The sequence below is a fragment of the Limnovirga soli genome (assembly GCF_013106755.1).
GTDB classification, from domain to species: Bacteria; Bacteroidota; Bacteroidia; order Chitinophagales; family Chitinophagaceae; genus Limnovirga; species Limnovirga soli.
This window is the reverse complement of record NZ_WHPF01000002.1, coordinates 232,850-259,700: the sequence shown is the minus strand read 5'-3', so window position 1 is coordinate 259,700 and position 26,851 is coordinate 232,850. Positions and strand designations below refer to the sequence as shown.

The following is a 26,851-nucleotide window of genomic DNA, read 5'->3' as shown; positions in this document are numbered from 1 at the left end:
TAATCTTAAATTGAAGATAATATGCAAATTCATAAAGTAAGCTGGATGCACCAGGCAAATATTTATGAGGTGAATATACGACAGTACACCCGTGAGGGAACTTTTGCAGCATTTGCTACCCATTTACCCAGGTTAAAAGATATGGGTGTTGAAATAATCTGGCTGATGCCAATTACACCCATTAGTATAGAGGGCAGGCTGGGTGCTTTAGGTAGTTATTATGCATGTAGCAGTTATACAGACATTAACCCGGAATATGGCACATTGGATGATTTCAGGAAATTGGTAGAAGCCGCACATGCATTAGACATGAAGCTGATTATTGACTGGGTAGCCAACCATACAGGTATTGATCATCATTGGACAAAAGAACACCCTGAATATTATGTGCTGGATTCGGAAGGTAATTTTACCGAACGCAATGGATGGAAAGATGTAATTGACCTTAATTATAATAATGCAGCCATGCGTATGGCTTTAATTGAAGCCATGCAGTTTTGGGTTAGGGAATACAAAATTGATGGTTTTAGATGCGATATGGCCCATTTGGTGCCCCTTGATTTTTGGATTACCGCCAGAAATAGTTGCGATAGTTTACAACCACTTTTTTGGCTGGCTGAATGTGAGGATGAAACCTATCATGAAGTATACGATGTAAGTTATGCCTGGGAATGGATGCATTTAAGTGAAAAACTGGCTAAGCAAATTGCATCAGTACAACAGCTAAAAGATGTGGTTACAAAATACCAACACTATCCATTTGAAGGTAAGAAGCTGTATTTTACATCCAACCACGATGAAAATAGCTGGAACGGAACCGAATATGAAAAATATGGCCGTTTTGCAAAAGCCTATGCCGTATTAAGTTGCACCCTGCCTGGTTTACCATTGATATACAGCGGTCAGGAATTGCCCAATAACAGGCGGTTAAAATTCTTTGATAAGGACGAAATTATTTGGCATGAGCAACCTGAACTGCACAATTTTTATCAGGTATTACTTGGGTTAAGAAAAAAATCGGCTGCGTATACCAAAGAAGCTTTTTTTGATTTTTTGTATACCAGCGAAGACCAGCATATAATGGCTTATTTACTTCATGCCGGTGATGACAAGGTTTTGGTGGTTGCAAATTTGTCAGTGAATGATAAAGTGCATGTGAAAGTACAGCATGGGGTTTTACAGGGAAAGTATAAGAGTGTTTTTTCGGGTTTGGACTATGTGCTGGAGAATGAAGCGGCATTTGAATTACAAAGTGCAGAGTACCTGGTGTTGAGTACGGTTAATTAATGTAATTTGTTACTGCTGCAAATGATTCTGTAGTACAAGAGTGCGACGCAAGTAATGCTGCTAATTGTTGCTTTGCCGGGCCAAAAAGAATTATTCTTCTAGGAGTTAAATAATAAAAAACCCGTTCTATTTGAACGGGTTTTTTGCTTTAAAATTTACAACTATTTATCATTACTATCACCGCTATCGCTAAGGTTTAGCGGGTAGCCATAAGTACCTTCGTATCCAGGATAGATACCTTCTAATCTAACTGTACCCTGTGCATTGGAAAGAATAGCTTTCAGGTCATCTAGGTTATTTACTTCCTGACCATCAACACTGGTAATTACAAATCCTTCCTGCATTCTTGTATTTTTCAATAAACCTTTACCAATACTTTTTACCAAAACACCACCGGTAATTTCGTTTTTCTTGGCAGTAGCTTTATCTACGGTTTCTAAATCGGCTTTTAGTTTATCTAAAACACTTTCCTGTTTTACTGCTTCGTAATTGCCGGATTTGTTTTTAAGAGACAATGATACATTGCTTTCCTTACCATTACGAACATAGGTTACAGTTACTTTATCACCTGGTTTGTAGCGGGCAACCTGCTCTTGTAGCTCTGGGCCGCTATTTACTTCCACACCATTTATTTTGGTAATAAAATCACCCTTTTCAATACCAGACTGTTTAGCAGCACCATCATCTGCAACGCCATTTATAAATACCCCGGCGCCATCTTTTATACCCAGTTCTTTTTTCTTTTCTTCCGGAAGATTATCTGGAGGGTAAGAGATACCGATATAAGCTCTTTGTACAGTACCAAACTTCATTAAATCGCTAACAATCTTTTTAACAATATTAACCGGTATGGCATAAGAATAACCAGCATAAGAACCTGTAGGAGAGGCGATAGCCGAATTGATACCAATTAACTCGCCGCTTGTATTTATTAATGCACCACCACTATTGCCTGGGTTAACGGCAGCATCTGTTTGAATAAAAGATTCAATAGGTCTGTCGCCTTTATTAATTCCAATTGAACGTGCTTTGGCGCTTACGATACCAGCTGTAACGGTTACATCCAGGTTAAGCGGATAACCAACTGCTAACACCCATTGACCCAGCTTCACATCATCGCTATTGCCATAAGCCAGAAAGGGTAAATTAGTGCCTTCAATTTTAATAACAGCCAAATCACTATTAGGATCAGTAGCCACTACGGTTCCTTTATATGTTTTGCGGGTAGTAGTAGTTACGGCAATTTCATCGGCACCCTCTACTACGTGGTTATTTGTTACTATATAACCATCGTTGCTAATTAACACACCGCTACCGCTGGCTCTTTGTTCCGGAATAACATTACTGCGTGGGCCACCAAAAAAATTAGAGAAGGGATCATCATCCCCAAATAAGTCTGAAAAAGGACTATTATTTCTTGGTAAATTGTTACTTAGCTTCTTTTCTTTGGTACGGGTTTTAATATGCACCACAGCAGGGGTTGCAGCGGTAGATGCCGCGGTAAAATCAACCGGCCCACCTGCACTATTGCCTTTTTCAAAAAAACCGGCATAGTTAACAGGTAATTTGCCATCCTGTTGCATTGATAAAGCATTCTGGGAGTTCATCCATGTACCATAACCCCAAACACTTAATAAAGCTGTAGAGGCGCTGATTGCAACTACCAATAAAATGTTTTTGAGTTTCATCGTCATATCTGTTTTTTATTTTTTAAAGATCTACACAAACTGTGTTCCTTTCTGACAACAAAGAAACAAAGCTGTTTAATCGTCAGTTCATAATGTTTTCCTTTTAACAATAAATTGACGAAAGCCATCGTACATCTGTCATTTTTTCCTACATATTTCAAAACCAACCGGGGAAAAAATTATAATACCAGCTGCAGATCAAAATAGGCAGCTTTACTTGCGTCGCAATCCTTTCATCGGTTGGTTAATAATTAAGCTAAAGCTATTACAGCTTTTTACAAAAAGGCATTTAATGTGTATTAATATTACTTAAAAATTCCATGGTATCAATACCATCTGCATAATCAAATAAGGAAGGTATCTGCGCTTTACCAAAATCGGTATAGCCATGCCCAACAATACACTGCACTTCATTAGCCACGGGTAAATATGGTTCAATTTCCTTAATATCGGTGTAAAACTCATAATGCACCTGACTTACGGGAGAAAATACAGACTTATTCTCGGTTAAAATAAGACTTTCATTACTCATGTAATATTTAAGATTCATCAACAATAAAGTAAGGTGATAATCAAAATTGTCTTTGTACTTGTGCATATCCATAAAATGGCCAAATTTGCTGCAGGCCGCTAACAAGGGCTTAAAATCGTAACCAACGGGCACGAGTATTTTGGTTACATTTCTGCACCCAAGTCCAAAATAAAATTGAATATCATTGGCCAATAGGTCAAGTTGTTCTGCCGTTTCTTCACCTGTTAAAATGGCAATCGAAGTTCTGTTACGGCGAATAATATGCGGGTATTTCCCAAAATAATATTCAAAATACCTGCCCGAATTATTGCTTCCTGTGGCAATATAAGCATCACAGCCCTTTAAATTATCGGCAAAAGAAATCTGGTTTTGAACAGTAATATTCCATTCATACATTTTTTGAACGAGGTGTTTTATCAGCACTTCGTCTTTTGTAGATGTTTTAATTACCGCCTGATGCCCGGATACAAATACACAAAGCATATCATGAAAACCAACCAGGGGTATATTTCCTGCCATTACAATCCCTACAGTTTTACTATCAGCCATTTTTGCCAGGGAGGGGTAATTAGCTGCCCAGGCTTCGAGTTTAGACCTGTTTAAAAATTCATTGGCAATGTTTGTAATGGCCATTTGGATGAATTCCTGTGTAAACCAGGCATTTTGAATTTCGGCTTTGCATTTTATTTCTTTTAATATGTCATCGTCAGATTGCAGATATTCACCTAAATGAACCATTAAATTGATACGTTCCTGTAAATCCATAAATTTTTTTTAAAAAACTACAAAGTATTTTTGGCAATAAAGTTGAAGTTAAGCAACTTCGAACCAACAAAATTATGTTACTATGGCTATTAAAATAACAGAAGAATGCATCAACTGCGGCGCCTGTGAGCCCGAGTGTCCAAACAATGCAATTTATGAAGGTGGTGTTGAGTGGGCAATCTCAGATGGCACTACCGTAAAAGGCTCTTTTACATTGTTAGACGGTTCAGTTGTTAGTACCGATGAGCGGTTTGAACCAATTAGTGTAGATACTTATTATATTACCCCCAACAAATGCACGGAATGTCAGGGTTTTCATGAAGAACCTCAATGTGCTGCTGTTTGCCCTGTAGACTGCTGCGTACCAGATGAAATGTATACAGAAACAGTTGAACAACTAATGGGAAAGAAAGAAAAATTGCACATTTAATTTTTTATTTTTTTCTTGTATGGTATGCAATGTTGCATTACCTTTAATAAGTAATACCAGTTACCCAAAAGGTAGCTTTAAATGGCGGGTGATATGTTCCGCAACAAGAGGTGAAGGCTAATTTCCTTCACCTCTTCTTTTTTTGTAATTCCTTAGCCGCAGGTTGTTAATGCGTACAAGAGTGCGACGCAAGAAAAGCTGAATGCTGCATCAGTTGCCCGGCCAATAATATTTTGAAATATTTACCATAGAACTTTTTGCAAACCTGTTTTACTGTTGATTATTTTTATTTCTTTGCCACTATAAAATATTCTGCAAACACATGAAGAAAGTAATTGCCCTGGTTACCGGCGGTTATAGCGGCGAGGCTGAAATAAGCTATAAAAGTGCTGTAACGGTGAATAATAATATTGACAGGGAAAAATATATAGTTTATACCATAGATATTAGAAAAGATGGCTGGTTTTACAAGCAGTCCAATGGACAGGAATCTTTGGTGGATTTAAATGATTTTTCTATTACCGAGGCCGATAAAAAAATATATTTTGATGCAGCCTTAATGTGTATACATGGCAACCCGGGAGAAGACGGTAAACTGCAGGGTTATTTTGATATGCTTAATATACCCTATACCAGCTGCGACGCTGCCACATCTGCCATTACATTTAATAAAAGATATACTGTTGCGGTAGCCGCAGTAAGTGGTATACATGTAGCAAAGTCGGTTCTATTGTTTAAGGACAGGTATACCAATGCCGCAGATATAATTAGCACACTACAATTTCCCATATTTGTAAAACCCAATAATGGCGGTTCCAGCATTGGCATGTCTAAAGTAAATAAGCCAACCGATGATGTGGAAGCGGCCATTCAAAAAGCATTTAGGGAAGATACCCAGGTATTGGTAGAAGAATTTATTGAGGGCCGAGAACTTACTATTGGCGTTTTTAAAACAGGTGGTAATATTATTACCTTGCCTATGACAGAAATTATAAGTAAGAATGATTTCTTTGATTTTGAAGCCAAGTATAAAGGTGCCAGTGATGAAATTACACCCGCCGATGTTAGTGAATCAATTGCGGAAAAAATAAGAACAGCAGCCAAAACAATTTACAGTGTATTTAATTGTAAAGGCATTGTTAGAATAGATTTTATTTATAATGAAGCAGCTTGCGCACCTTATATGCTGGAAATAAATACGGTACCCGGCCAAAGTGAAGCAAGCCTTGTACCTCAGCAGGTAAAGGCAATGGGCTGGACCCTAATGCAATTTTATTCGGCTGTAATCGAGGAAGCTTTTGTTTAATAAACCTCAAAAGAATTTAAAATTTATTAGTGGGTTTTGTTACTTAACCCTTACTTTGCTTACATCAAATTTTAGCCAGTGTTTAAGTTTATAACCAGTAAATCTCTTCTTGTAAACCTGTTGGTAATGTTGCTGGCAGTATTACTGATTATTTTCCTGTTTTTTGCTTTTCTGGGTATTATAACCAATCATGGTGACACCCAAAAAGTGCCTTATATAGTGGGAATGAGTTATGATGAAGCCGTAAAAACCCTGGAAGCTGCAGGCCTGGAAACCGGTATACAGGATTCCATTTATGCCGATACGGCAAAAGCATTGCAGGTATTACGCCAATCACCAGATGCCGATGCGGAAGTAAAGGCCGGCAGAACCATCTATTTAACCATTAATAGGGCTGTACCGCCTCAGGTTGATATGCCCGATTTGCGGGGTTTTTCTGTTAATAGTGCTGAATTATACTTGCAAAGTCTGGGACTTAAAATGGGGCGTTTAACCTATGTGCCAGATATTGCCCGAAATGCGGTAAAAGACCAGATGGTTGGTGGTAAAAGTATTGCACCCGGCACTAAAATAAATATGGGCAGTCTTATTGATCTGGTTATAGGTAATGGCCTTGGCGCTGAAGAAATGGATGTGCCGGATTTAACTGGTATGACCGTAGAAGAGGCACGTAATTTTTTAAACAATAACAATTTGGAAATGGGTGCCTTAATTACTATTGAACCTATTTCTGATACCGCCGCTGCATATATTGTACATCAAAAGCCAAGCCCTTTTGCCGATTTGATTAATATTGGTGACTCGGCAGGCCCGTCAATAAATAGAATAAGACCAGGTGATATTATTGATGTTTGGATAAGCAATAAACCACCCACTAAAGATTCTATTAATCCTTAGTATTTTACATTTCAACAATAGATTATGCAAACTATAACTGCAGAACAATTAAAGCAAAGACTTGATAGCGGAGAAAAAATTAACCTGCTTGATGTGCGTGAAAATCATGAAAGGGCAGAGTTTAATATTGGCGGAATTCATATTCCTCTAGGTGCTATTCAAACAATGCAATTAGACGATATTGAAGACCTTAAAAACGAGAAATTGATTGTGTATTGCCGCAGTGGTAACAGAAGTGGTATGGCTGCTTTATTTCTTGAACAGGTTGGTTTTACCAATACTATAAATCTGGTAGGTGGCATGCTAAACTGGCAGGATAAATTTGGCAAATAATTGCTAATTATGGTGCCGGCTGTGTTGCATGTGGCATCGCCGCTTGTCGTGTATTTGCTGCTTTGTCACACAAATACCTCACTGTAGGGTTCGGAACTATAGTCAGCAAAAAGAACCTGTTGTATACACACTAATTTGCTGCATAATTTGCTTCAGTACAAGAGTGCGACGCAAGTAAAGCCAAATAGATAATATCTTGCCTGGCTAAAAAATAGATACATTATTAAAAAAGGGAATTGCTGATCAATTCCCTTTTTCTTTTTGTATTTCACTCAGTTTTGGTCTAAGCCTTACTTTACTTTTATTAAAAATATTTTGACCGTGGTTAATCCCTTTACGAATTTCTTTTTGTCTTTCAACCGGCATATCAATTGTTTCCTTACAGGCTGCACTGCAGCAACCCTGATAAGTTGCAGCACAATCGGCGCATTGAATAAATAACAAATGGCAGCCATTATTGGCGCAATTGGTATGGGTATCGCAAGGTTTGCCGCATTGATGGCAATGCGCAATTACATCCTGTGTAATACGTTCTCCAAGTCTGTTATCAAATACAAAGTTTTTGCCCAGAAATTTACTATCAAGTGCTTTATCTTTTATTTGCTTAGCGTAGTTTATAATACCGCCTTCCAGATGAAAAACATTTTTAAAACCTTTGTGCAACATGTAGGCGCTGGCTTTTTCGCATCTAATGCCACCTGTGCAGTACATTATAATGTTTTTATCTTCATTGCCTTGCAGCATATCCACCGCCATGGGTAGCTGGTCTCTAAAAGTATCAGAGGGTACTTCCAATGCTTTTACAAAATGGCCTACTTCATACTCGTAATGATTGCGCATATCAACCACAATGGTCGAAGGGTCTTCCAGTAAGGTATTCATGCTTTCAGCATCAACATATTTACCTTTTTGGTGCATATTAAATAAGGGATCATCAATACCATCCGCCACAATTTTTTCGCGTACTTTAACTTTTAATACCCAGAATGATTTTCCATCATCATCTACTGCAATATTTAATCTAAGTCCATTTAATGGTTCAATGGAATAAAGGAAAACTTTAAATGCCTCAAAGTTGTTTTCAGGCACACTAATTTGTGAGTTGATACCCTCATTTGCTACATATATTCTTCCGAATACCTGTAATAGCTGCAGGTGTTTATACAAATAATCTCTAAATTCTTTGGGGTTAACAATCTCGAAATAGCTGTAAAAGCTGATGGTAATACGATGGATAGTTTCCTCCATGAGGCGTTGTTTTAATTCCTCATTAGAAACACGGTTGTGTAATAATGCCATATTTTTTTGATTTACAGACATTTATTGGAATAGCAACGTGCTAAATATAAATGTTCCAAAGTTTTAAATGGACCCGGTTATATATCGGGCAAAATCTGTGTAAAAATACATTATGTTTTAATCCCGTTTTAATACCTCAATTAAAATGAATATAAAACTTATCTAATGGTAGCTACACAAATAAGCATAATGTTATCTTCAATTATAATCTGGTCTATGACAAGAGAATTTAGTGAAAGTGAAATAAGATATCTTAAAAAACTAGCTGATTTCAAAGATATTTTTCTATATGATGCCCGCCATTTCGACTCAAGCAGAGCCCGAAAAAGTCATGATATTAAGTTAATTCTATCCATTGAATTGTTTATAGAGATATTTTGTCAGAACGATTTTGCTGATACTGATTATAGTATTATACAAAATGAATCAAGGGAATTTGAATCGGCTGATAAATGGATCAATCAAATTGGTATTGAAACCATTTTGAAAGGGTTAACCTATATTATTTGGAGTAATAAAATTGAAGAAGGTTATTTTTTAAAGAAAATAAAAGATAAACTGGTATATAAATACCTATCTCGTTTAAGTAATATACTGCATGAAAGGGCAAACGGGCCTGTAATGGTAAATGGAAACAAAGTATTTTTTATACCCGATGTAATAGAAAAAACAGCACCAACCTACATTAACAAATAATTTTTTGTGAAACATAGCATTAATAAAAAAAGCACATTTCGTGCTTTTTTTATTTACGGGCAAAGCTGCCTGTTAATGCTGCAAATGCAGAAATTAAACCACCTATAAAAGCACTGATAAATATCAGTAAAACAGACGAATTGCCTAACTGAAAAATGGCAGCTACTTTCTGTGAAAGTATGTGATCGTTATTTATATCCAAAATATAGGCCTGTATTGCCCACAATAAAAAAACACCCGCAAAGCCTGTTGCAAATGATTTGATAGATTTTTGTGGAATTATAATTGCTACTGTACAGGAGGTGAAAACAAATGTCCACCAAGGTAAAAAAAGAACTATTGCATAGCCTAACAATGCAGTAAGTAATATAGATACAAACAGTTTCATGATAATATTTTTATAGTTTATTAAAACTCATTTTTCCTTTGTTGTTTATTTGCTGTTGCATTTCTGTTTCTGTGGCAAACAACAATTTATAGTATTTGGCTGCAAGCCAATCATTAATAAAACTATCATAATACTTACTACCCGGGTTACCTACCTGACCGCCGGGGTATATGCCATATGCATTGGTTTTATCAGTTAACTCTACTACCATTCTCCAACTGGGCCCGTGGTCTTTTGTTAGTGCATCAATACTATTTTTTCCACCACCCGAAACCAGGTTTAACCTGCTTAAAGAAGGTATTTTAAGCAAATGTTGAATCATAGTGCCTTTATAAGTGCTCCAGTCTAACTTATTTTCCTTTTCCAACTCTGTAAAGCGGCTCACTGCTTTTTTAAACGAAATATTTATATCATCTGCTACAGATTCTATTTGCGGTGTGTTTATATTATCCGCAAAAATATAGGCCGAATCTTTATTAATGCCATCTGCCAAAGTATTTTCACTGGGCCAAATAAGCGGTAATGTTGATTGGTCAAACTCATCTTTATAAGTAACAGTCATTAAGCTATCCCACCAAACCTGGAAAATAGTTGGGCCTTTTTCGCCTGGATTATTTTCAAGATTCCAGTTTTCTAAGATATTTAGGTAGCTTTTTTCTTTTTCTGATAACTGTCTTGTATCCATATTTTTCAATAGTATGGGCCGGGCTATTTCAGCAAACACATTGTAATTACTGGTTTGCATATGTTCCATATCCGAAGCAGAAATTTGTTCCATGCCGTTTAACAGGCGGTTAATAATATACCCTCTGTACACCGGATAATTTCTGTCAAGATAATAAGGATAAGATGTATCATAAGGCATTTGATTAGCACTACTTACAAAACCTCTTATAGGATTATGCATGGTAATATTGGCACTATCGGGAATAAAACCTCTCCATGCAAAGGTGCTATCAGTACCCGGCATTATAAAATCCCCCTGTCCCTTCCATTTGGCAGGAAACTGCCCTTGCTGCCTGATGGCGATATCTCCATTTTTAGTAGCAAATATCATATTTTGGCCAGGGCATTGATAGGTGGCAATTGCTGCTTCATAATCATCATAATTTGTAGCATGATCCAGTAAATAAAAAGTCTTTAATTCGTTACTGGCATCGTGGGCTTTCCAGCGGCAGGCATATGCCTTTTTGCTGTTTAGCTTATCAGGATAATATTGATCGTACATTACCGGGCCCCAAATAGTCATGGCAATATGTTCGGTATCGCTTTGTCCGCCCTTTACTTTTATAATTTCATCCCTGAAACTTGTTTTTTGCCAGCTGCCATTATACAGGTATTCCTTCATGGATTTATCCTTAAAGGTTATTTCGTAATAATCCCGTACATCTCTGCCTGCATTGGTAAAACCCCAGGCACAGTTATCATTAAATCCAATAATAACGGTTGGCGAACCAGGGAATGTAGCACCATAAGCACTAAAGCCAGGTACGGTAATTTGCATTTCATACCAAATAGAGGGCAGGTTTAAACCAAGATGCGGATCATTACAAAGTATTGGTCTGCCACTTTTTGTTTTAGAACCGGCCACCGCCCAGTTATTACTTCCATTTTCCGGGTTAGGTTTTATAATTGTATCTGCCGGGGCTGCTGTTTGCTTAAACTGCTGGTAAGCACTGTCTGCAGCAGGAGGCTGCATATTTATGCCTGCGGGTGCAAATGCAGTGCCTTTGGGAATTATGGGATCCAAAGAATCCTCGCCATAAGGATACAATGCATCAAATTGTGCTTTGGTAAAAATGGATTTTGCATTTGTTTTCTCGAAATCCTGCTCATAACCCGCAAGGTCAAACGACATGTATTTTAAAAACAAAGCTGTTTTCATATTTGTCCAGAGTTCCGGCTGATAATCAAGCAATTTATATTCCAGTGGGTAGCTGCTTTCATCCAAAGTGTTTATATAGGCATTTATTCCAGCTGTATAGGCATCTAAAGTAGCATGTATGGCAGGGTCTGCCTCCATTGCTTTAAGCGAGTTTTCCGCACCATATACCATTCCCAAACGCCTGAAGAATTTGTCTATTTTAATAAAACTGGTACCATTGGCACTGTCGCCCATTATTTCACTTAACCGGCCGCCGGCTGCATATATTTGAAACTCCATTTGCCATAACCTGAATTTCGCATGCAGATAGCCTTGTATAAAAAAGGCATCATGCTCATTATCGGCATAAATATGCGGCACCATCCGGTCATCCAAATACACATTGGCTTTGCCTTGCAAACCGGTAAAAGAAAGGTTTTCGTTAAACGACGCATCTACCGCCTCGGCATTTTGCCAAAAGCCTTTTTGCGGAGATAAAAAATAGCCAAGTCTTGGCGTTTTAGCTTTGCCCGTATCAATCTGCTGATTGGTGCCTACCACCAATAAAGTAGTTAATGCGGCGCAAATCATAAAAGGAGTAATTCTCATATGCTGCAATTAAAGCCTGAAAGTAACAAATAAACCTATATAAAATGGCCAATCGAACAGCTATTATAATGGGTAGCATATAATTAAAAACTATGAGCCAGGCATTAGCGCTGTTGGCAGCAGCCGTTGCGTCGCACTCTTGTACGTCTGGTACTTTAAGCAGCAAATAAATATTCTTTTTTTTACTATTTTATATTAAGCAAATAATGCTATTTCTTCAAAGTAGAAAGGATTTTAAACAATTTTCCCCAGCTTAAAAACATGCCATAGTTTTGCTGCCATAAAAACGGAACGATGAACGTAATGCGACGCAAGAGGCGATGCCATTACATTTGCTGCAGGTTTAATAATAATGTATTATGGAAACAAATGCCGAAGCACAAAGAAATATTCTGGGCTTGCAATTACCAACCGATCCGCGTTGGGTAGATCTGGCAGGTATTTCTATGCAGGAAATTTTGACCGATCATGCTTATTGTGAGCAAAAGGCGGCTACTACCTGTATATCGCTGATACAACGATATTCTTCCTATGATAAAATGGTGAACGAGCTGGCACCCATTGTAACTGAAGAGTGGGGCCATTTCAGATTGGTATTGCAGGAGTTGAAAAAACGCCAACTTGTGTTGGGCAAACAACGTAAAGATGAATACGTTAATCAATTAATTGCGTTTCAGGTAAAAGGAGGGAGTGTGGAAGACAGGTTTTTAGATCAGATGTTAACCATGGCATTAATTGAGGCACGCAGTTGTGAGCGGTTTAAACGCCTTAGCGAAGGTTTGCCTGATGCTTATATGCGTAATTTTTACCGTAGATTTATGGAAAGCGAAGCCGGCCATTATGCCTTGTTTATTGAGTTGGCAGAATTCTATGTAAATAAAGAAAAAGTGCGAAACCGCTGGAAAGAATGGCTGGAATATGAAGCCAATGTTATAAATAATCTGGAAGTAAGGGGCGACAGGATACACTGATTTTTGTAAGTACGCATTGCTTATTTTTACACATAGATAAATTTAAGAATATGGTTGCTGCATTAAGAAAAAAGTTTAATGAAAGCTTTAGTGCTGAAAAATATGAGGCCTACGTAAAAGAATTGCAAAGCCTGCATCCCGGTTCACTTGATTTCAGGATTGCTGAAACACCGGTTTTTGTTGATAAAGCATTTACTGATAAAATGATTTCGGCCTGCGAAAGCATTGTAGATGTGATAACACAGTATAATTTTAAAACACTTACAGCACATGCCATACCTGCAGATATAAAAGTGCCGGCAGAAAATGAACATACCCATTTTATTGCCTTTGATTTTGGCATTTGTGAAAATGAAAGTGGGGGATTAGAGCCACAGCTAATAGAAATGCAGGGTTTTCCTACTTTGTTTGCCTACCAGATTTTTCACACTGAAATGACGCGTAAACATTTTGATATTCCTGAGCATTATGATGCTTATTTGGGCGGGTTTGACAAAGCATCTTATCTGGAATTATTAAAGGAAATTATTATTAAGGATGTAGCAGCTGAAAATGCGATTTTACTTGAAATTTTGCCCCATCAGCAAAAAACAAGGATAGATTTTTATTGTACCAATGATTATCTGGGTATTCCTATTGTATGTTTAACTGAATTGATAAAGGAAGGCAATCAGCTTTTTTACGAAAAAGACGGCAGAAAAATTCAGGTAAAACGCATTTATAACCGGGTTATTTTTGATGATTTACAACAGCAATCTGCCGAAATACAGGAAAAAGGTTATATACTTTTTGAAAATCTGGATGTAGAATGGGTGCCACATCCTAACTGGTTTTATCGAATCAGTAAATTTACACTACCTTATATTCAACATCCCTATGTGCCCGAAACAAAGTTTTTGAGCGATATAAAGCAAATGCCTGCTGATTTGGAAAACTACGTATTAAAACCATTGTTTTCATTTGCAGGGCAGGGGGTGGTGATTGATGTTACAGCTGCTGATATTGAAAAAGTTACAGACCCACATAACTGGATACTGCAGCGCAAAGTAAAGTATGCAGATGTTATAGAAACCCCGGATATACCTGCCAAAGCAGAAATAAGAATTTTTTATTTTTGGAAAGAAGGTGAAAAAAGACCCGTACCCACCATGAATCTAGGACGTTTAAGCAAAGGAAAAATGATTGGTGTAAGGTATAATAAAGATAAAGAATGGGTTGGCGGTACAGTTAATTTTTTTGAGAAATAATATAGTGGAACTATTTTCGGAACAAATCCTTTTCTCAATATTGGGGAAAGGATTTGTTTTTTTGAAATGCACAAAAGCACATAACAATGGCGGTTTCATCCATTAGGTTTGGAATAATAGGTTGTGGCAGAATAGCCCAGCGGCATGCTGAACAAATTAAAATATTTGGGCATCTTACTGCTGTATGTGATATGTTGCCTGAGAAGGCAGATGCTTTGGCTCATCAATATAGTTGTTCTGCATATTATACTGTAGAAGCATTTCTTACTTCCGCCGCCAATATTGATGTGGTTGTGGTTTGCACGCCAAATGGTTTACATGCGGCGCATAGTATTGCTGCTTTACAAGCAGGCTGCCATGTGCTTTGCGAAAAACCTATGGCCATTAATACCCCCAATTGTGTTAATATGATAGCAGCGGCCAGACAGGCCGGCAAAAAATTAATGATAGTCAAACAAAACAGGTTTAACCCGCCAGTGGCAGCTGTATACCTATTATTACAACAGAATTTGTTAGGTAAAATTTATAGTATACAACTAAATTGTTTCTGGAACCGGAATGAAGATTACTATCAAACCTGGAAAGGAACCAAAGAACTTGATGGCGGTACATTATTTACCCAGTTCAGCCATTTTATTGATTTGCTGTATTGGATGTTTGGAGATGTTAAGCATATTCAGGCCATCACTACCAATTCTGCTCATACTAACAGCATTGCTTTTGAGGATACAGGTATTGTAAATCTGGTTTTTGAAAGTGGCCTAATAGGTGGCATTCATTATACGGTTAACAGCCATCAGCAAAACATGGAAGGTTCTCTTACCATTTTTGCCGAAAATGGTACCATAAAAATTGGTGGACAGTATTTAAATACATTGGAATACCAGCGTTTAACAAATATTACTATACCCGATTTACCCCAAAGTAAAGCGGCCAATCAATATGGCACCTATACGGGTTCTATGAGCAATCATGATAAAGTTTATGAAAACCTAATAGAAGTGCTAACCAATAATGCCCCCATGTATACCTTGCCCGAAGAAGGATTAAAAACCGTAGAAATAATAGAACGCATTTACCAGGCAGCGAATACAATCTAATTAATCCATTGGTAATATCCTCGAAATTTCCGGGCCAATATATTCAGGGATGCGATGCTTTTCAAATACATTCAGTCTGCGGGTGCTTTCCCTGATTTCTTCCATAAAAGCCAGCTGCGGATCTGTTATAGCAAGTTTTTTAAGCGAATTGGAAGCTATAAAAAAATAATCTCTTGGGGCTTTGCAAAAGAAAAAAGTACTTAGTATTTGCCTTTCAATAGCAAAAGAAGAGAATGGTTTATTCTTCAGGGTATTCCAATACTTAATAACCCTAATAGAAGGTTTTATTAATTGATTATTTAGATTATCCTTGTTATTAAGCTGGGTTTTTAATGCTTTAGGTGAGGTGAGAATCCATTTTGAAGCCGGATCATCCTGTGGCGCCGGTATTCTAACCTTATCTTTTGAAATATAAATAGCAGGCACTAACTCAAATGTATAATTATCCAATCTTATAGATGCGGTAGGATGATCTTTATAAATGGTTGCTTGTTTATTATAGCGCAGGCAAAAATCATGTATTCTATTCATATAAGCATTGGGCTGAAACCCCTTTTGCTTAAAAACAATGATGATATTTACATCTGCATCCTTATCCTGTTGTATAAACGTACCATTTTCATAAGATCCAAAAACATTTACTTCCACCAAATTATCCTGAAACATCCCCCATATTCTTTCTTTTAAAAAGCGGATACATTCATCTATCCGTTCTACAACGGGTGTTTGCGGCAGTAAAAAATTATCAAGATTAGTAAGATAAGTATCAGTATCCACAAACATAGTGTGCACGGTTCGTTTATTATATGTATTTTTTAACGGTTATAACGCATATTTTCCTGTAGAAATTAAACCGGCTATTAACCTTTTTTAATTAGTGCAGGTAAATAAAGGTTAATTGCTTAACCCTGTTATAATTTTCAAACGATGCCATAGGTTGTGAATACCAAAAATCAAAATGCTTATTGGCAGAATGCGATATAAAAATAACGCCTCTTAGCACTGGTAACGGATTATGATTTTTAGTAGTTGAAATATTTTCGAAATGTATGCATAACTGTTTAAACCAAAGTCAAAATGCATTTATATTATTCGTATAACTACTATTATTTAATAATAATTTAAGCATGTGTCATCAGGAAAAGAATTTTTGGTACCCAAATGTCCAGGTAACTAAAAACCTGGATACATTTTGTGAACAAACAATCTTTTATATACTCAGCTTTACTTGTGTCACTCACTGCAAGGTTCTGTTATATACTCAGCAATGAAATGTTGCCTTTTTTAGCCCAAACATATTCTGCAGTACAAGTGTGCGACGCAAGTAAAGTTTAATAGTATTTCTATAGTCGGGCTAAAAGATATTAGTCGTTATACCATGCCGCGTATGCATCATTTGTTTCATACAACAATAGCGACTTTAGATGTACTTCTTTTGGCAAGTGTTCCTGCAAGGTATTGCGTATAAAAATCAATAAATTCTCAGCTGTTGGCTCAGCAGGAAACAGCATCAGGTTATTGTGGCTATTACTTGCGGGGTTGTTTGCTATAAACTCGCCGGATAATAATAAGGCATGATCAAATTGCTGTATAATATGCTGTTGTACTATTTTTTTAAGCGCTTTAAAATCCATAATAAATCCTGGTGCAGGCAAATAGTTTTGCTGTGTATGATAACCACTTACTGTAACATGCAAAATATAAGAGTGTCCATGAATATGTTTGCAAGGGCCATCGTATCCATGTATAGCATGTGCCATTTCGAACCTGAAAATCTTTGTTATCTGCATCATCTAAACTTGTGTTTATTGCTGTTAGTTTCTAAAACGCGCAAAGATGTTGTTTATAAAAATTTGAAACCATAATATAGCTCAGCCTTTAACATGATACTTATCATGTATTGAAATGCAGGTTTAAAAAACTTTGCAGCCTTACAAAAAAGACTGTACTGGCAAACAGCATTATTATTAAACTTTTTTATGGCCAATAAAACCATTGAATTATTATCACCCGCTGGCTCGTTTGATTGCATACAGGCCGCAATTAATGCGGGTGCAGATGCTATTTATTTTGGGGTAGAGCAACTTAATATGCGTACGCGTTCGTCCAATGGGTTTTCACTTGCAGATATAGAGGAAGTGTCAACACTTTGCCATAGTAATGGCATTAAAGCTTACCTCACCTTAAATACGGTAATGTACGATCATGATATGCAGTTATTAAAAGCCATTTTGCAACAGGTAAAACTGCACCATATTGATGCTGTAATTGCTGCCGATTTTGCTGTGATGGAATATTGTTCGCAGTTACAAATTCCGTTGCATATTTCTACGCAGGCAAATATTAGCAATATAGCAGCTGTGCAGTTTTTTGCCCGTATGGCCGATGTAGTGGTATTAGCCAGGGAACTTACCCTTAGGCAAATAACACAAATAACCCGGGATATTGAAAGACGTAATATTCTTGGTGTTTCCGGCAAACCTTTGGAGGTGGAAATTTTTGTTCATGGTGCTTTATGTATGGCCATTTCGGGCAAGTGTTACCTAAGCTTGCATACACAAAATGCTGCAGCCAACCGTGGTGCATGCGTACAAAACTGTCGCCGGTCTTATATAGTAACAGATGCAGAAACCAATGAACAATTGGTAATAGATAACGAATACATTATGTCGCCCAAAGACTTGTGTACAATCGGTGTTTTGGATCAGGTAGTAAACAGTGGTGTTCAGGTTTTAAAAATTGAAGGCCGTAGTAAGGGTGCCGATTATGTATATACTGTTACAAAATGCTATAAAGAAGCCTTGGAAGCTATTGCCAATGGCACTTACAATGCCGCTAGTATTGCCCAATGGGAAACCATGTTAGCTACGGTATATAATCGTGGGTTTTGGGAAGGTTATTATTTGGGACAGGAAATGGGAGAATGGACAAAAAGCCCGGGATCGGCAGCAACAGAAAAAAAAGTGTATATAGGTAAAGGAAGCCGATATTATCCTAATATTCAGGTAGGTGAATTTGATATTGAAGCCGGGACGTTGCAACCTGGTGATACCATCATGGTTAGCGGACAGGCACATGGTATGTTTAAGGAAACACTGCACCAGTTAACCGTAAATGGCAACCATGCAATTATTGCAGAAAAAGGAGATAAGCTAACATTCCCCATTACTACCAAAGTAGCTGTAACTGATAAATTGTATAAAATAACCAAAGCCTAGAATGAGTAAAATTATTCATTACCGTAATAAATGCATTGGTTGTGGAATTTGTCAGCAACAGCAGCCCACACTTTGGCGTATGTCTAAGAAAGATGGGAAAGCTACTTTAATACAAGCAATTGAAAAGAAAGGTATTTATCAAATAGCCATACCAACGCATTTGCTTGAATTAACAATTAATGTGGCAAAAGCATGCCCGGTAAACATAATAAAAATTGTATGAACCCAAATATTATAAGTTTTTTGCAAAAGCAAACTGTAGCCAGTATTTGTACTACCGATACAGCTGCTAACCCTTATTGTTTCAATTGCTTTTATGCGTTTGACGCAGCAAATTATTTACTTATTTATAAAACCCACAATGATACAAACCATGCAACATTAATGTTGGCCCAAAAAATGGCTGCCGGAACTATTTTGCCTAATAAAATAAACCCTTTGCTATTAAAGGGGGTACAATGGCAGGGAGAAGTATTACCACAATCAAGTGTACTTATTCAACAGGCCGCTACTATTTATCACAAAGCATATCCTTTTGCTTTAGCTATGTCGGGTACTATTTGGGCCATAGCGTTAACACAAATAAAAATGACGGATAACAGCAAAGGTTTTGGTGCCAAATTAACCTGGAATAAAATTGATTGATAGGTATTTGAGTGTCGAAGCAGCAGATACAAAACAAGAGGTGATGCGATAAAAATATATTGCTGGATTACAAATTTTCCTGAGCCAGTTGTTTAATGGTATTCACAAGAATATTCCAGCTATATTTCTGTTTTTCGTATCGCAGGCCAGGTAAAAAATAATCTGTGCCAAGTTGGTATAAACGCAAAATATGTTTGGCAATATCTTCTGCATGGGGTTCACAAACTAATCCGGCTTTGCCATCTGGTACCAAATCTGGCAATCCGCCAACATTAGTAACCAACATGGGTTTTTCAAAATGATAGGCGAGGGGAGTTACCCCACTTTGGGTAGCATTCCGATATGGTTGAATAACAAAATCGGCCGCACATAAATAAAATTTCACCTGGTCTTCTGCAATAAAATCCGCATTTATAATAAGATCTTCTCTAATTCCAGCTGCGTCAATTTGTTGCTGATAGATTTGCTCGTCATCATAAAATTCGCCGGCAATCATCAGCTTAATGTTTTCTAATGCAGCTTGCTGTTTTAAGATATGTATAGCTTCAATTAAAATATCCAAACCCTTGTATTTGCGTATAAACCCAAAAAACAAAATAATTTTTTGATCAGGATGAATACCCAACTGTTTACGGGCTTGAGCTACAGGTATTATACTGCCAAAATGATCAAACAAAGGATGTACAGTTTGAACAATGGATTTATGGGTAAACGTAGCCAGGTCGTTTTTTACTTTGGTGCTAAGCGCTATGAAAGCGTCCATTGCACTGGCAAAATAGTAGGTAAATGCATTATCGCCAGGGCGTTTTTCGTGAGGGATGGCATTGTGTGCAATACAAATTATTTTGGTTGTTGAATTTCGTTTGGCAATTCGGGCTATTGTACCCAATGCCGGCCCCATTAATGGCAGCCAATAGGCAAATACTATTACATCAGCATTTTCCTTTTGCAATTGCTTGCCTACACTTATCCATTTAAGTGGATTAATAGAATTGATACAAACCTTTATGTCAAGTGGCTTGTTTAACGGCTCAGTAGTATATTGTGTTTTACCTGGAAATAAAAATCCTGGATACTGATAGGAAAATGTATAAATAGATGTTTGAATCCCCTGTTCAATACATTCCAACGCAAGCCTCTCGTTAAAGGAAGCAATACCTCCACGTATGGGATGTGCCTGACCAATGATGATCAATTTTTTCATTTTTTCCAAGGTGCTATTGATCTAAACCCAGTTTTTCCTCTATTAGATAGGTATTTCTTTCAGTAGAATTTCGGCCAACTAATTCTGCAATAAAACCGGTTAGAAATAATTGCATACCTATAACCATTATAGCCAATGCTATATAAAAACCAGGTTTATTGGTTAGCCCATAGTCTTCAATCAGAAATTTTGAAAGAATAAGGTATATGCTGATACCAAAACCTAATAAAAAGCAAAGTGTGCCATATAAACCAAAAAAGTGCATGGGCTTTTTGCCAAAACGGCCAACAAAATTAAGGCTCAGTAAATCCAAAAAGCCATTGATAAAGCGGTTAAGACCAAATTTGGTAATACCATATTTTCTGGCCCTATGTTCAACTACTTTTTCTCCAATTTTTCTAAAGCCGGCTAGTTTGGCTAGCACAGGTATGTACCGGTGCATTTCGCCATATACTTCCACACTTTTGATGACTTTGAAACGGTATGCTTTCAATCCGCAGTTAAAATCATGTAGCGGAATTCCCGACGTTCTTCTGGCTGCCGCATTAAATAATTTGGATGGCAGATTTTTGGTAAGCGCATTATCATATCGTTTCTTTTTCCAGCCGCTTACCAAATCAAAACCTTCCTGCATAATCATATTATGTAAGGCTGGAATTTCGTCCGGCGAATCCTGCATATCGGCATCCATGGTAATAACAACATTTCCTTTTGCTGCTTTAAACCCTTCGTTTAATGCGGCAGATTTGCCATAATTACGCTGAAATTTTATGCCTTTTATCTGGGAATTCCCTTTTGCAAGTTGTTGAATAACTTCCCAGCTATTATCAGTACTGCCATCATCAACCAGAATTATCTCATAGCTAAGCTTATTGGCTGTAACCACACGGGTAATCCATTCTGATAACTCTGTAAGCGATTCATCCTCATTAAAAAGGGGAATAACGATGGAAACGTCCATTTTATACAATTACATTTGAGGTTGACCAAAAGGGTCTTGCGGATTTTTCTTAGCTACCGCAGCGCCAATTAAAGCAGATATTGCACCCAATATTGCAAACATTACCAATATGCCTCCAACAGCAAATGGAACAAAGTAATTGCGGGTCATTGACAATGCTGTTTGAATGTTTTCTTCAGTAAGGTCTTTGTTGTTGGCCATTTCAGCCCGCATCATTTCAATGGATTTATCAATGATATCAGGGAAGATAAATTTTACTGATACAAAAGTGTACACTGCCAGTGTAGCTGCCACAAAAGCGGTTATTTTAAAACCATGGGCAAATACATTACCAAATGTTACATTTCCTTTCATTTGCTGGGCATACACAATACAGCCCCATATTATTCCGCCCATTAACACGAGGTATTGTAAATAACCCAATGTTTTATTGGTGTATTGATTGGTGAAATAAAGTACTAAACCTATTACAATCAGGATTAAAGAGATAATTAATCCTTTCTCAACTGGGGTGGCAATTTTTTGTTCCATAATGATGATGAGTTATTTGTTCAAAACTAAGTTTCCTTTGGCATATATACCAATTACTTTTCCACTTAAATCTGCACCTATAAAAGGTGTGTTGATAGATTTACTTTTTATATCCTCTTTATTTAAAACAAAGCCGGCTTGCTGGTTAAAAATAGTTAATTCAGCTTTTTGGCCCTGGGAAATGGTGGCATTTGGCAGACTAAAAATTGTTCGTGCATTTACACTAAACAAATTGGCAATCCTTTCAGGTGTAATGCCTGGTAATACGGTTTGCAGGGCACTATATGCTGTTTGTAAACCGGTTATACCATATTTAGCATATTCAAATTCGCATATTTTGCTATCCCATTCATGCGGTAAATGATGGCTGGCAATACAATCTACTGTTCCATCCAAAACAAATTCGCGTAAAGCCAACATATCAGTTCTGCTGCGTAGCGGCGGACTAACTTTTAAATTGGTGTCATATCCGGCAAGATCCTCGTCGCAGAAAAACAGGTGATATGGCGTTACTGAACAGGTTACCTGTAAACCCGCCTCTTTTGCCCTTTTTATATATTCCAGCGATTTGGGAGAACTAACTCCAGAAAAGTGCAGTTTAGAATCAGCATAACGGGCAAGTTTAATATCCCGGGCCACTATAATTTCTTCTGCCATGGCGGGGATACCTGGTAAACCCAATCTGGTAGATACTATGCCTTCGTGCATTAAACCAAATTGGCCAATACTTTTATCTACCGGTAACTGTATAATAACACCGTTAAATGCCTTTACATACTGAAGCGCTTTTACCATTAAGCCGGCAGATTGAAGCGCATTAATCCCATCGCTAAATGCTGCGGCACCGCTGGCATACATATCATACATTTCTGCCAACTCTTTTCCCTCACAATTTTTTGTAACAGCCCCAAGGGGTTGAACATGTATTGGCAGGTTATTAGCTTTTTGCGTTATATATTCTACCTGCGATTTATTATGTACTACCGGATTGGTATTGGGTAAGGTAAAAATATGCGTATATCCACCTGCAGCAGCAGCATCAACTGCAGTAGAAAGGGTTTCTTTAAACTCCAAACCGGGGTCGCAGCAATGGGTAAAAATATCTACCCAACCCGGCGAAACACAGTTGCCTTCAAGATGATATACAGTAGCATTGGGTTCGTCAATAACATCTTCAATTTGTTGAATAATGCCATTGGTAATAAGAATATCTTTTACAGAACCATTGTAAGGTGAGCCCTGCTCAGCAATTGTTACCTGCTTCAATAAAATATTCATGAGCGAGAAGTAAAATTTGGCGAATATATATTGAATTTTGGTAAAAGCCTTTACATTTGCAACCCGTTTATGTAAATAATGCATAATTACGGGTGGTGGCGCAGCCCGGTAGCGCACTTGCATGGGGTGCAAGGGGTCGCTGGTTCGAATCCAGTCCACCCGACATAAAATGTAAAATACAATGCCTGTAATTTTTACAGGCATTGTTGCATTTATGCATTTCTAATTACCTGCTAAGATTGTATACAGCCAGCAATTACAGTAAAGGAAGAAACAGCTTTCTGCCTGATAGCTTTTTTAAATTTTGAACCCGGCTTACCCTAAAAATAAAGCTTTACTTGCGTCGCACTCTTGTGCCATAGTAATGCTATGCAGCAATGTATTTGTTTTCTATTATAGCAATGAATTGGTTTTACTGTTGCCATTATAGCTGAACGTACAATTGTGCGACGCAACGGCACTTGCATTACCTTACAGGTGCCGGGTACATTAAAACATATATCTACAATCCTTTCCCAATAGTATTTTAGGTTGGTATTTGAATGAAGTTTTGAAGTATCTGTTATTGTTATTTACCAAAATGCTTTTGGACAGGTATCTGCATATTTATTATTTAGCAAAAAACCTAGAATAAACTCGTGGGTGTTTTTGGTGTAGGTACTTAGGGAAGAGGTGGAGTAATCATAAGAGTAACTTATATTAAAAAAATTAAGCACATTAATACCCAGCATGGCCGCAAAACCATCTTTATAACGATAACTTGCTCCCGTCCATAACAAATCATTATATTGAAGTTTAAGATTCAATTCAGGCTGAATGGCCAACGGTTGAATATATTTAAGCATTATTGAAGAAGTGAGATTAAAGTTTTCGTTTAACAAAAACCTGTACCCCGCTGTTGCAAATAGATGCGGTACCATTTTACCTGTTTGGGTTGTGATAATATTGTTTGAAAAATCTATTCGGGAGGGAATTAATTGCTGTGCTGAAAGCCCGATAAAATAATCAGAAGAATAAAGATAAAGGCCTGCATTAAAATCAAGCTTTGTGGTATTGATAAGGTTACTGGTATACACTACGGGATCTACGGTAGTATTAAATTCCAATTTAGATGCATCAAGGCCAAACCTCGTAAGCCCCACACCCATACCGGCCGCCAAATTTGTGCGGGGAGATATACCAATATGATAAGCATATGTGGCATATGCGCCAACGTTACTTAATGGGCCAGTAACATCTTTTATAAATTGTATTCCAATGCCATGGTGTGGCTCGGCAGCAGTGTAATTATCCCAGTATGCATTCCCTCTTGGATTTTCGCCCGGCACTCTAAAAGAAGTTGCAGTAGTTCGGTAATCCTTTTTTGCAATTGGCCCCTGAATAGAAATATAACTGGTAACAGGTGCACCATCCAAACCTGTCCATTGCTGGCGGTGACTAACTTTTACATCAATGTAATTTTCTATACCTGTTAGTGCCGGATTAATAATATACTGATTGAGGATATACTGCGTATAGTGCGCTTTTTGTTGACAATTTCCGGTTGAAACATGTAAACAGAATATAAGTAAAGTGCTAAAGTATTTCATAAAAGCAATCTTTTTATCTTAATAATGCTATCCAACCTGTATAATGTAATGGAATGCTTGTTTTAAGATCAATGATATAATAATAGGTTCCAACAGGTAATAATTTGCCATTGTATCTTCCATCCCAAGCATTGGTATAGCCAGTACTGCGAAATACAATTTGGCCCCACCTGTTAAATACTGAAATACTTGCACTTGTATAGGTATTTAATTGTAAGATGCTCCATGTATCGTTTATGCCATCATTGTTTGGAGAAAATGTATTGGGGATGCTTATTTTTTTATATACTTTTACCCTTACCTGATCAGAGGTTGTGCCACATCCGTTGGAAGAACTAACAAAAAATGTATACGTTGTATCAAAGGCAGGCGCTACAACAGGAGTTAAGCTTGCAGATTCTGTAATATTGTATTCAGGTTCCCAGTTATAGGTGCCATTTGCCACAGTTACAGAGCCGTTTAATGTAACGGAGGTACCTTCAATCATATATTTATCAGTACCAGCATTTGCAATTGGTTTTTTCCAAACATTTATTATAACAGTGTCTTTACTGCTACACTGCCCATTACTTACAGTTAAGGTATAGATAGTAGTATCTGCCGGTGTGGCAACAGGTGTGGCGATAAGTGCATTAGAAAGTGTTTCTGCAGGTGACCATAAAAAGCTACTACCCGAACCCACACCATTTAAGGTAACCGAGTTGCCCTCGCAGATAGCACTTGAGTTCCCTGCATCCACGGTTGGGCTGCCATCTACATCCACCAATAAAGTATCAGTATTTGTACAGCCGGCACTTGTTTTAACTTTAACAATATAATTACCATTATTTGCGGCTATTAAACCATTAATTACAGGGTTCTGAACTGCGCTACTAAAATTGTTCGGGCCTGTCCATGTAAAAGTGCTTGTATTATCGCCGGTAACATAAAGTTTCAATGTATCGCCATAACAGGTTGGGGAATTATCAGTTGCTGTAATGGCAGGATTTGTATGTATTGTATAACTTACCGCATTGGAAACAATCCTGCAATTGGCCGATAAGATATTAGTACCACTTGCTACCGCTAATCGGTATAAATAAACAGCAACAGCAGTTAAAGTACCTGAATAGTAAGTGGAAGTTGCACCCAGAATATCCTGCCATGTACTACCATTATCTTTACTAACCTGCCATTGATAAGCAGGGTTGTTATACCCGCTGGAAACATTTGCCGATAAGGTAAAAGTAGCAATAGTGCCATCGCATACCTCTTTTGAAGTTCCACCACCCACAAATTCTGTAGCAACAGATGGGCCACATGCCCTAAAAGCAATATCGTCAAGTGCAATATCGTTGCCGGGCATTGCACTGGGTGCAATATTTAATATAGTGATAACTACCTCAGAACTGGTGCCTGTGGTAAAGTAAAACCCATATTGGTGCCAGGTAGCAGATGAGGATTGTACAATACTTCCCGTTGAGTAGGTACCTAATTCTGTACCCGTGGTAGTATTAATTCTAAATGTAACATTAGGATGGTATTGATCAGTTCCAGCTGATGGGTTCATTATATTTATTAACCAGGCAGAAAATTCGTAAGTGGTGCCCGGACATAAACCTATTACCGTTTTTGTATAAAAAATACCTTCAGAAGCCAGCTTGGCCGAATTTACTACCATCATATATCCATTGGTGTTTCCTGTATGATCTTTGGTAACATGCCATGCATTGCCCTTTAAACCTGAGGTTGTATTGGCTATGGTATACACACCTTCTCCTAGTTCACCTGATGACGAATAAGTGTAGGCAGTTACTGATGACCCTAATGCTGCTCCACGACCAGTACCTGCCCCAAAATTGATGCTAACTATCGGGTCTCCCAAACTGCCGGTGCATAATTGTGCCTGTGCATATTGTCCCCAAAACAGCATGGAGCTTAACAAAAGCCAACTGCATTTTTTATCCCTTATCAGCATACAATAACCTTCTGCTTTTTATTTTAAAAAATTTATGTTACGGGCTCAATCACTTT

Annotated in this window: 25 protein-coding genes and 1 tRNA gene; 13 read left to right on the top strand and 13 right to left on the bottom strand. The window is 37.5% G+C overall.

The window, feature by feature from the left end; translation table 11 throughout:
- Window positions 1-21: 21 nt before the first annotated feature.
- Window positions 22-1,287, top strand: a complete 1,266-nt coding sequence (locus tag GD597_RS02935; protein WP_171606315.1) for an alpha-amylase family glycosyl hydrolase — start codon at window positions 22-24, stop codon at window positions 1,285-1,287.
- Window positions 1,288-1,448: 161 nt separating this feature from the next.
- Here the strand turns inward: GD597_RS02935 and GD597_RS02930 are convergent, their stop codons facing one another.
- Both GD597_RS02930 and GD597_RS02925 read right to left on the bottom strand, forming a co-directional pair.
- Window positions 1,449-2,981 carry a trypsin-like peptidase domain-containing protein gene (locus tag GD597_RS02930; protein WP_317170277.1) on the bottom strand — a complete coding sequence of 511 codons (1,533 nt, stop codon included), beginning with the start codon at window positions 2,979-2,981 and terminating at the stop codon, window positions 1,449-1,451.
- Between the two features lie 283 nt (window positions 2,982-3,264).
- On the bottom strand, window positions 3,265-4,272 hold the full coding sequence (locus GD597_RS02925; protein WP_171606314.1) for an acyl-CoA reductase: 1,008 nt from the start codon (window positions 4,270-4,272) through the stop codon (window positions 3,265-3,267).
- Window positions 4,273-4,354: 82 nt separating this feature from the next.
- Between GD597_RS02925 and GD597_RS02920 the strand changes: the two genes are divergently transcribed.
- The 4 genes from GD597_RS02920 (at window position 4,355) to GD597_RS02905 (ending at window position 7,238) form a co-directional block, all read left to right on the top strand.
- Entirely contained in the window at window positions 4,355-4,702 is a 348-nt protein-coding gene (locus tag GD597_RS02920; RefSeq protein ID WP_171606313.1) for a 4Fe-4S dicluster domain-containing protein, read from the top strand.
- Window positions 4,703-5,024: 322 nt separating this feature from the next.
- Window positions 5,025-6,008: a D-alanine--D-alanine ligase gene (locus GD597_RS02915; protein WP_171606312.1), complete on the top strand. Its 984-nt coding sequence runs from the start codon at window positions 5,025-5,027 to the stop codon at window positions 6,006-6,008.
- Window positions 6,009-6,086: 78 nt separating this feature from the next.
- Complete coding sequence (locus tag GD597_RS02910; protein ID WP_171606311.1) at window positions 6,087-6,905, top strand: PASTA domain-containing protein; 819 nt, start codon at window positions 6,087-6,089, stop codon at window positions 6,903-6,905.
- 24 nt (window positions 6,906-6,929) lie between these two features.
- Window positions 6,930-7,238 carry a rhodanese-like domain-containing protein gene (locus tag GD597_RS02905; protein ID WP_171606310.1) on the top strand — a complete coding sequence of 103 codons (309 nt, stop codon included), beginning with the start codon at window positions 6,930-6,932 and terminating at the stop codon, window positions 7,236-7,238.
- 243 nt (window positions 7,239-7,481) lie between these two features.
- On the opposite strand, the gene trhO is transcribed toward GD597_RS02905, so the two are convergent.
- Window positions 7,482-8,537 (bottom strand): oxygen-dependent tRNA uridine(34) hydroxylase TrhO, encoded by a 1,056-nt coding sequence (gene trhO / locus GD597_RS02900; protein ID WP_171606309.1) that lies wholly within the window; start codon window positions 8,535-8,537, stop codon window positions 7,482-7,484.
- Window positions 8,538-8,753: 216 nt separating this feature from the next.
- Here trhO and GD597_RS02895 point away from each other — a divergent pair, with 216 nt between their 5' ends.
- Window positions 8,754-9,233, top strand: a complete 480-nt coding sequence (locus tag GD597_RS02895; protein WP_171606308.1) for a hypothetical protein — start codon at window positions 8,754-8,756, stop codon at window positions 9,231-9,233.
- A gap of 49 nt (window positions 9,234-9,282) precedes the next feature.
- Here the strand turns inward: GD597_RS02895 and GD597_RS02890 are convergent, their stop codons facing one another.
- Window positions 9,283-9,621, bottom strand: a complete 339-nt coding sequence (locus GD597_RS02890; protein ID WP_171606307.1) for a hypothetical protein — start codon at window positions 9,619-9,621, stop codon at window positions 9,283-9,285.
- 10 nt (window positions 9,622-9,631) lie between these two features.
- On the bottom strand, window positions 9,632-12,094 hold the full coding sequence (locus GD597_RS02885) for a penicillin acylase family protein (RefSeq protein ID WP_171606306.1): 2,463 nt from the start codon (window positions 12,092-12,094) through the stop codon (window positions 9,632-9,634).
- A 359-nt stretch (window positions 12,095-12,453) separates the two neighbouring features.
- On the opposite strand from GD597_RS02885, the gene miaE reads away from it, so the two are divergent.
- The 3 genes from miaE (at window position 12,454) to GD597_RS02870 (ending at window position 15,412) form a co-directional block, all read left to right on the top strand.
- Entirely contained in the window at window positions 12,454-13,065 is a 612-nt protein-coding gene (gene miaE, locus GD597_RS02880; RefSeq protein ID WP_171606305.1) for a tRNA-(ms[2]io[6]A)-hydroxylase, read from the top strand.
- Window positions 13,066-13,115: 50 nt separating this feature from the next.
- A complete protein-coding gene (locus GD597_RS02875; protein ID WP_171606304.1) occupies window positions 13,116-14,312 on the top strand; it encodes a hypothetical protein in 1,197 nt (398 codons plus the stop codon).
- A gap of 86 nt (window positions 14,313-14,398) precedes the next feature.
- Entirely contained in the window at window positions 14,399-15,412 is a 1,014-nt protein-coding gene (locus tag GD597_RS02870) for a Gfo/Idh/MocA family protein (protein ID WP_171606303.1), read from the top strand.
- Here the strand turns inward: GD597_RS02870 and GD597_RS02865 are convergent, their stop codons facing one another.
- Complete coding sequence (locus GD597_RS02865; protein ID WP_171606302.1) at window positions 15,413-16,195, bottom strand: SMODS domain-containing nucleotidyltransferase; 783 nt, start codon at window positions 16,193-16,195, stop codon at window positions 15,413-15,415.
- Between the two features lie 581 nt (window positions 16,196-16,776).
- Window positions 16,777-17,205 carry a 6-pyruvoyl trahydropterin synthase family protein gene (locus GD597_RS02860; protein ID WP_171606301.1) on the bottom strand — a complete coding sequence of 143 codons (429 nt, stop codon included), beginning with the start codon at window positions 17,203-17,205 and terminating at the stop codon, window positions 16,777-16,779.
- Window positions 17,206-17,391: 186 nt separating this feature from the next.
- Between GD597_RS02860 and GD597_RS02855 the strand changes: the two genes are divergently transcribed.
- The 3 genes from GD597_RS02855 to GD597_RS02845 are packed head-to-tail and all read left to right on the top strand — an operon-like array spanning window position 17,392 to window position 19,275.
- The gene (locus tag GD597_RS02855) at window positions 17,392-18,630 is read left to right on the top strand and encodes a peptidase U32 family protein (RefSeq protein WP_171606300.1); all 1,239 of its coding nucleotides are present in this window, start codon (window positions 17,392-17,394) and stop codon (window positions 18,628-18,630) included.
- Window position 18,631: 1 nt separating this feature from the next.
- Window positions 18,632-18,853, top strand: a complete 222-nt coding sequence (locus tag GD597_RS02850; RefSeq protein WP_171606299.1) for a ferredoxin — start codon at window positions 18,632-18,634, stop codon at window positions 18,851-18,853.
- Window positions 18,850-19,275, top strand: a complete 426-nt coding sequence (locus GD597_RS02845; RefSeq protein WP_171606298.1) for a hypothetical protein — start codon at window positions 18,850-18,852, stop codon at window positions 19,273-19,275. The genes GD597_RS02850 and GD597_RS02845 overlap by 4 nt, the downstream gene beginning before the upstream one ends.
- A gap of 67 nt (window positions 19,276-19,342) precedes the next feature.
- Here GD597_RS02845 and GD597_RS02840 read toward each other — a convergent pair whose 3' ends face one another.
- Genes GD597_RS02840 through GD597_RS02825 form a run of 4 tightly spaced genes read right to left on the bottom strand, consistent with a single transcriptional unit; the run spans window position 19,343 to window position 23,249 of the window.
- The gene (locus tag GD597_RS02840; protein WP_171606297.1) at window positions 19,343-20,479 is read right to left on the bottom strand and encodes a glycosyltransferase; all 1,137 of its coding nucleotides are present in this window, start codon (window positions 20,477-20,479) and stop codon (window positions 19,343-19,345) included.
- Window positions 20,480-20,492: 13 nt separating this feature from the next.
- Window positions 20,493-21,440 carry a glycosyltransferase family 2 protein gene (locus tag GD597_RS02835; RefSeq protein ID WP_171606296.1) on the bottom strand — a complete coding sequence of 316 codons (948 nt, stop codon included), beginning with the start codon at window positions 21,438-21,440 and terminating at the stop codon, window positions 20,493-20,495.
- A 9-nt stretch (window positions 21,441-21,449) separates the two neighbouring features.
- On the bottom strand, window positions 21,450-21,971 hold the full coding sequence (locus GD597_RS02830; RefSeq protein ID WP_171606295.1) for a DUF4199 domain-containing protein: 522 nt from the start codon (window positions 21,969-21,971) through the stop codon (window positions 21,450-21,452).
- A 12-nt stretch (window positions 21,972-21,983) separates the two neighbouring features.
- Complete coding sequence (locus GD597_RS02825) at window positions 21,984-23,249, bottom strand: dihydroorotase (RefSeq protein ID WP_171606294.1); 1,266 nt, start codon at window positions 23,247-23,249, stop codon at window positions 21,984-21,986.
- A gap of 89 nt (window positions 23,250-23,338) precedes the next feature.
- On the opposite strand from GD597_RS02825, the gene GD597_RS02820 reads away from it, so the two are divergent.
- Window positions 23,339-23,412 (top strand) — tRNA-Pro (locus GD597_RS02820).
- 409 nt (window positions 23,413-23,821) lie between these two features.
- On the opposite strand, the gene GD597_RS02815 is transcribed toward GD597_RS02820, so the two are convergent.
- The gene (locus GD597_RS02815; protein WP_171606293.1) at window positions 23,822-24,838 is read right to left on the bottom strand and encodes a PorP/SprF family type IX secretion system membrane protein; all 1,017 of its coding nucleotides are present in this window, start codon (window positions 24,836-24,838) and stop codon (window positions 23,822-23,824) included.
- 13 nt (window positions 24,839-24,851) lie between these two features.
- Entirely contained in the window at window positions 24,852-26,762 is a 1,911-nt protein-coding gene (locus GD597_RS02810; RefSeq protein WP_171606292.1) for a gliding motility-associated C-terminal domain-containing protein, read from the bottom strand.
- Window positions 26,763-26,851: the final 89 nt, after the last annotated feature.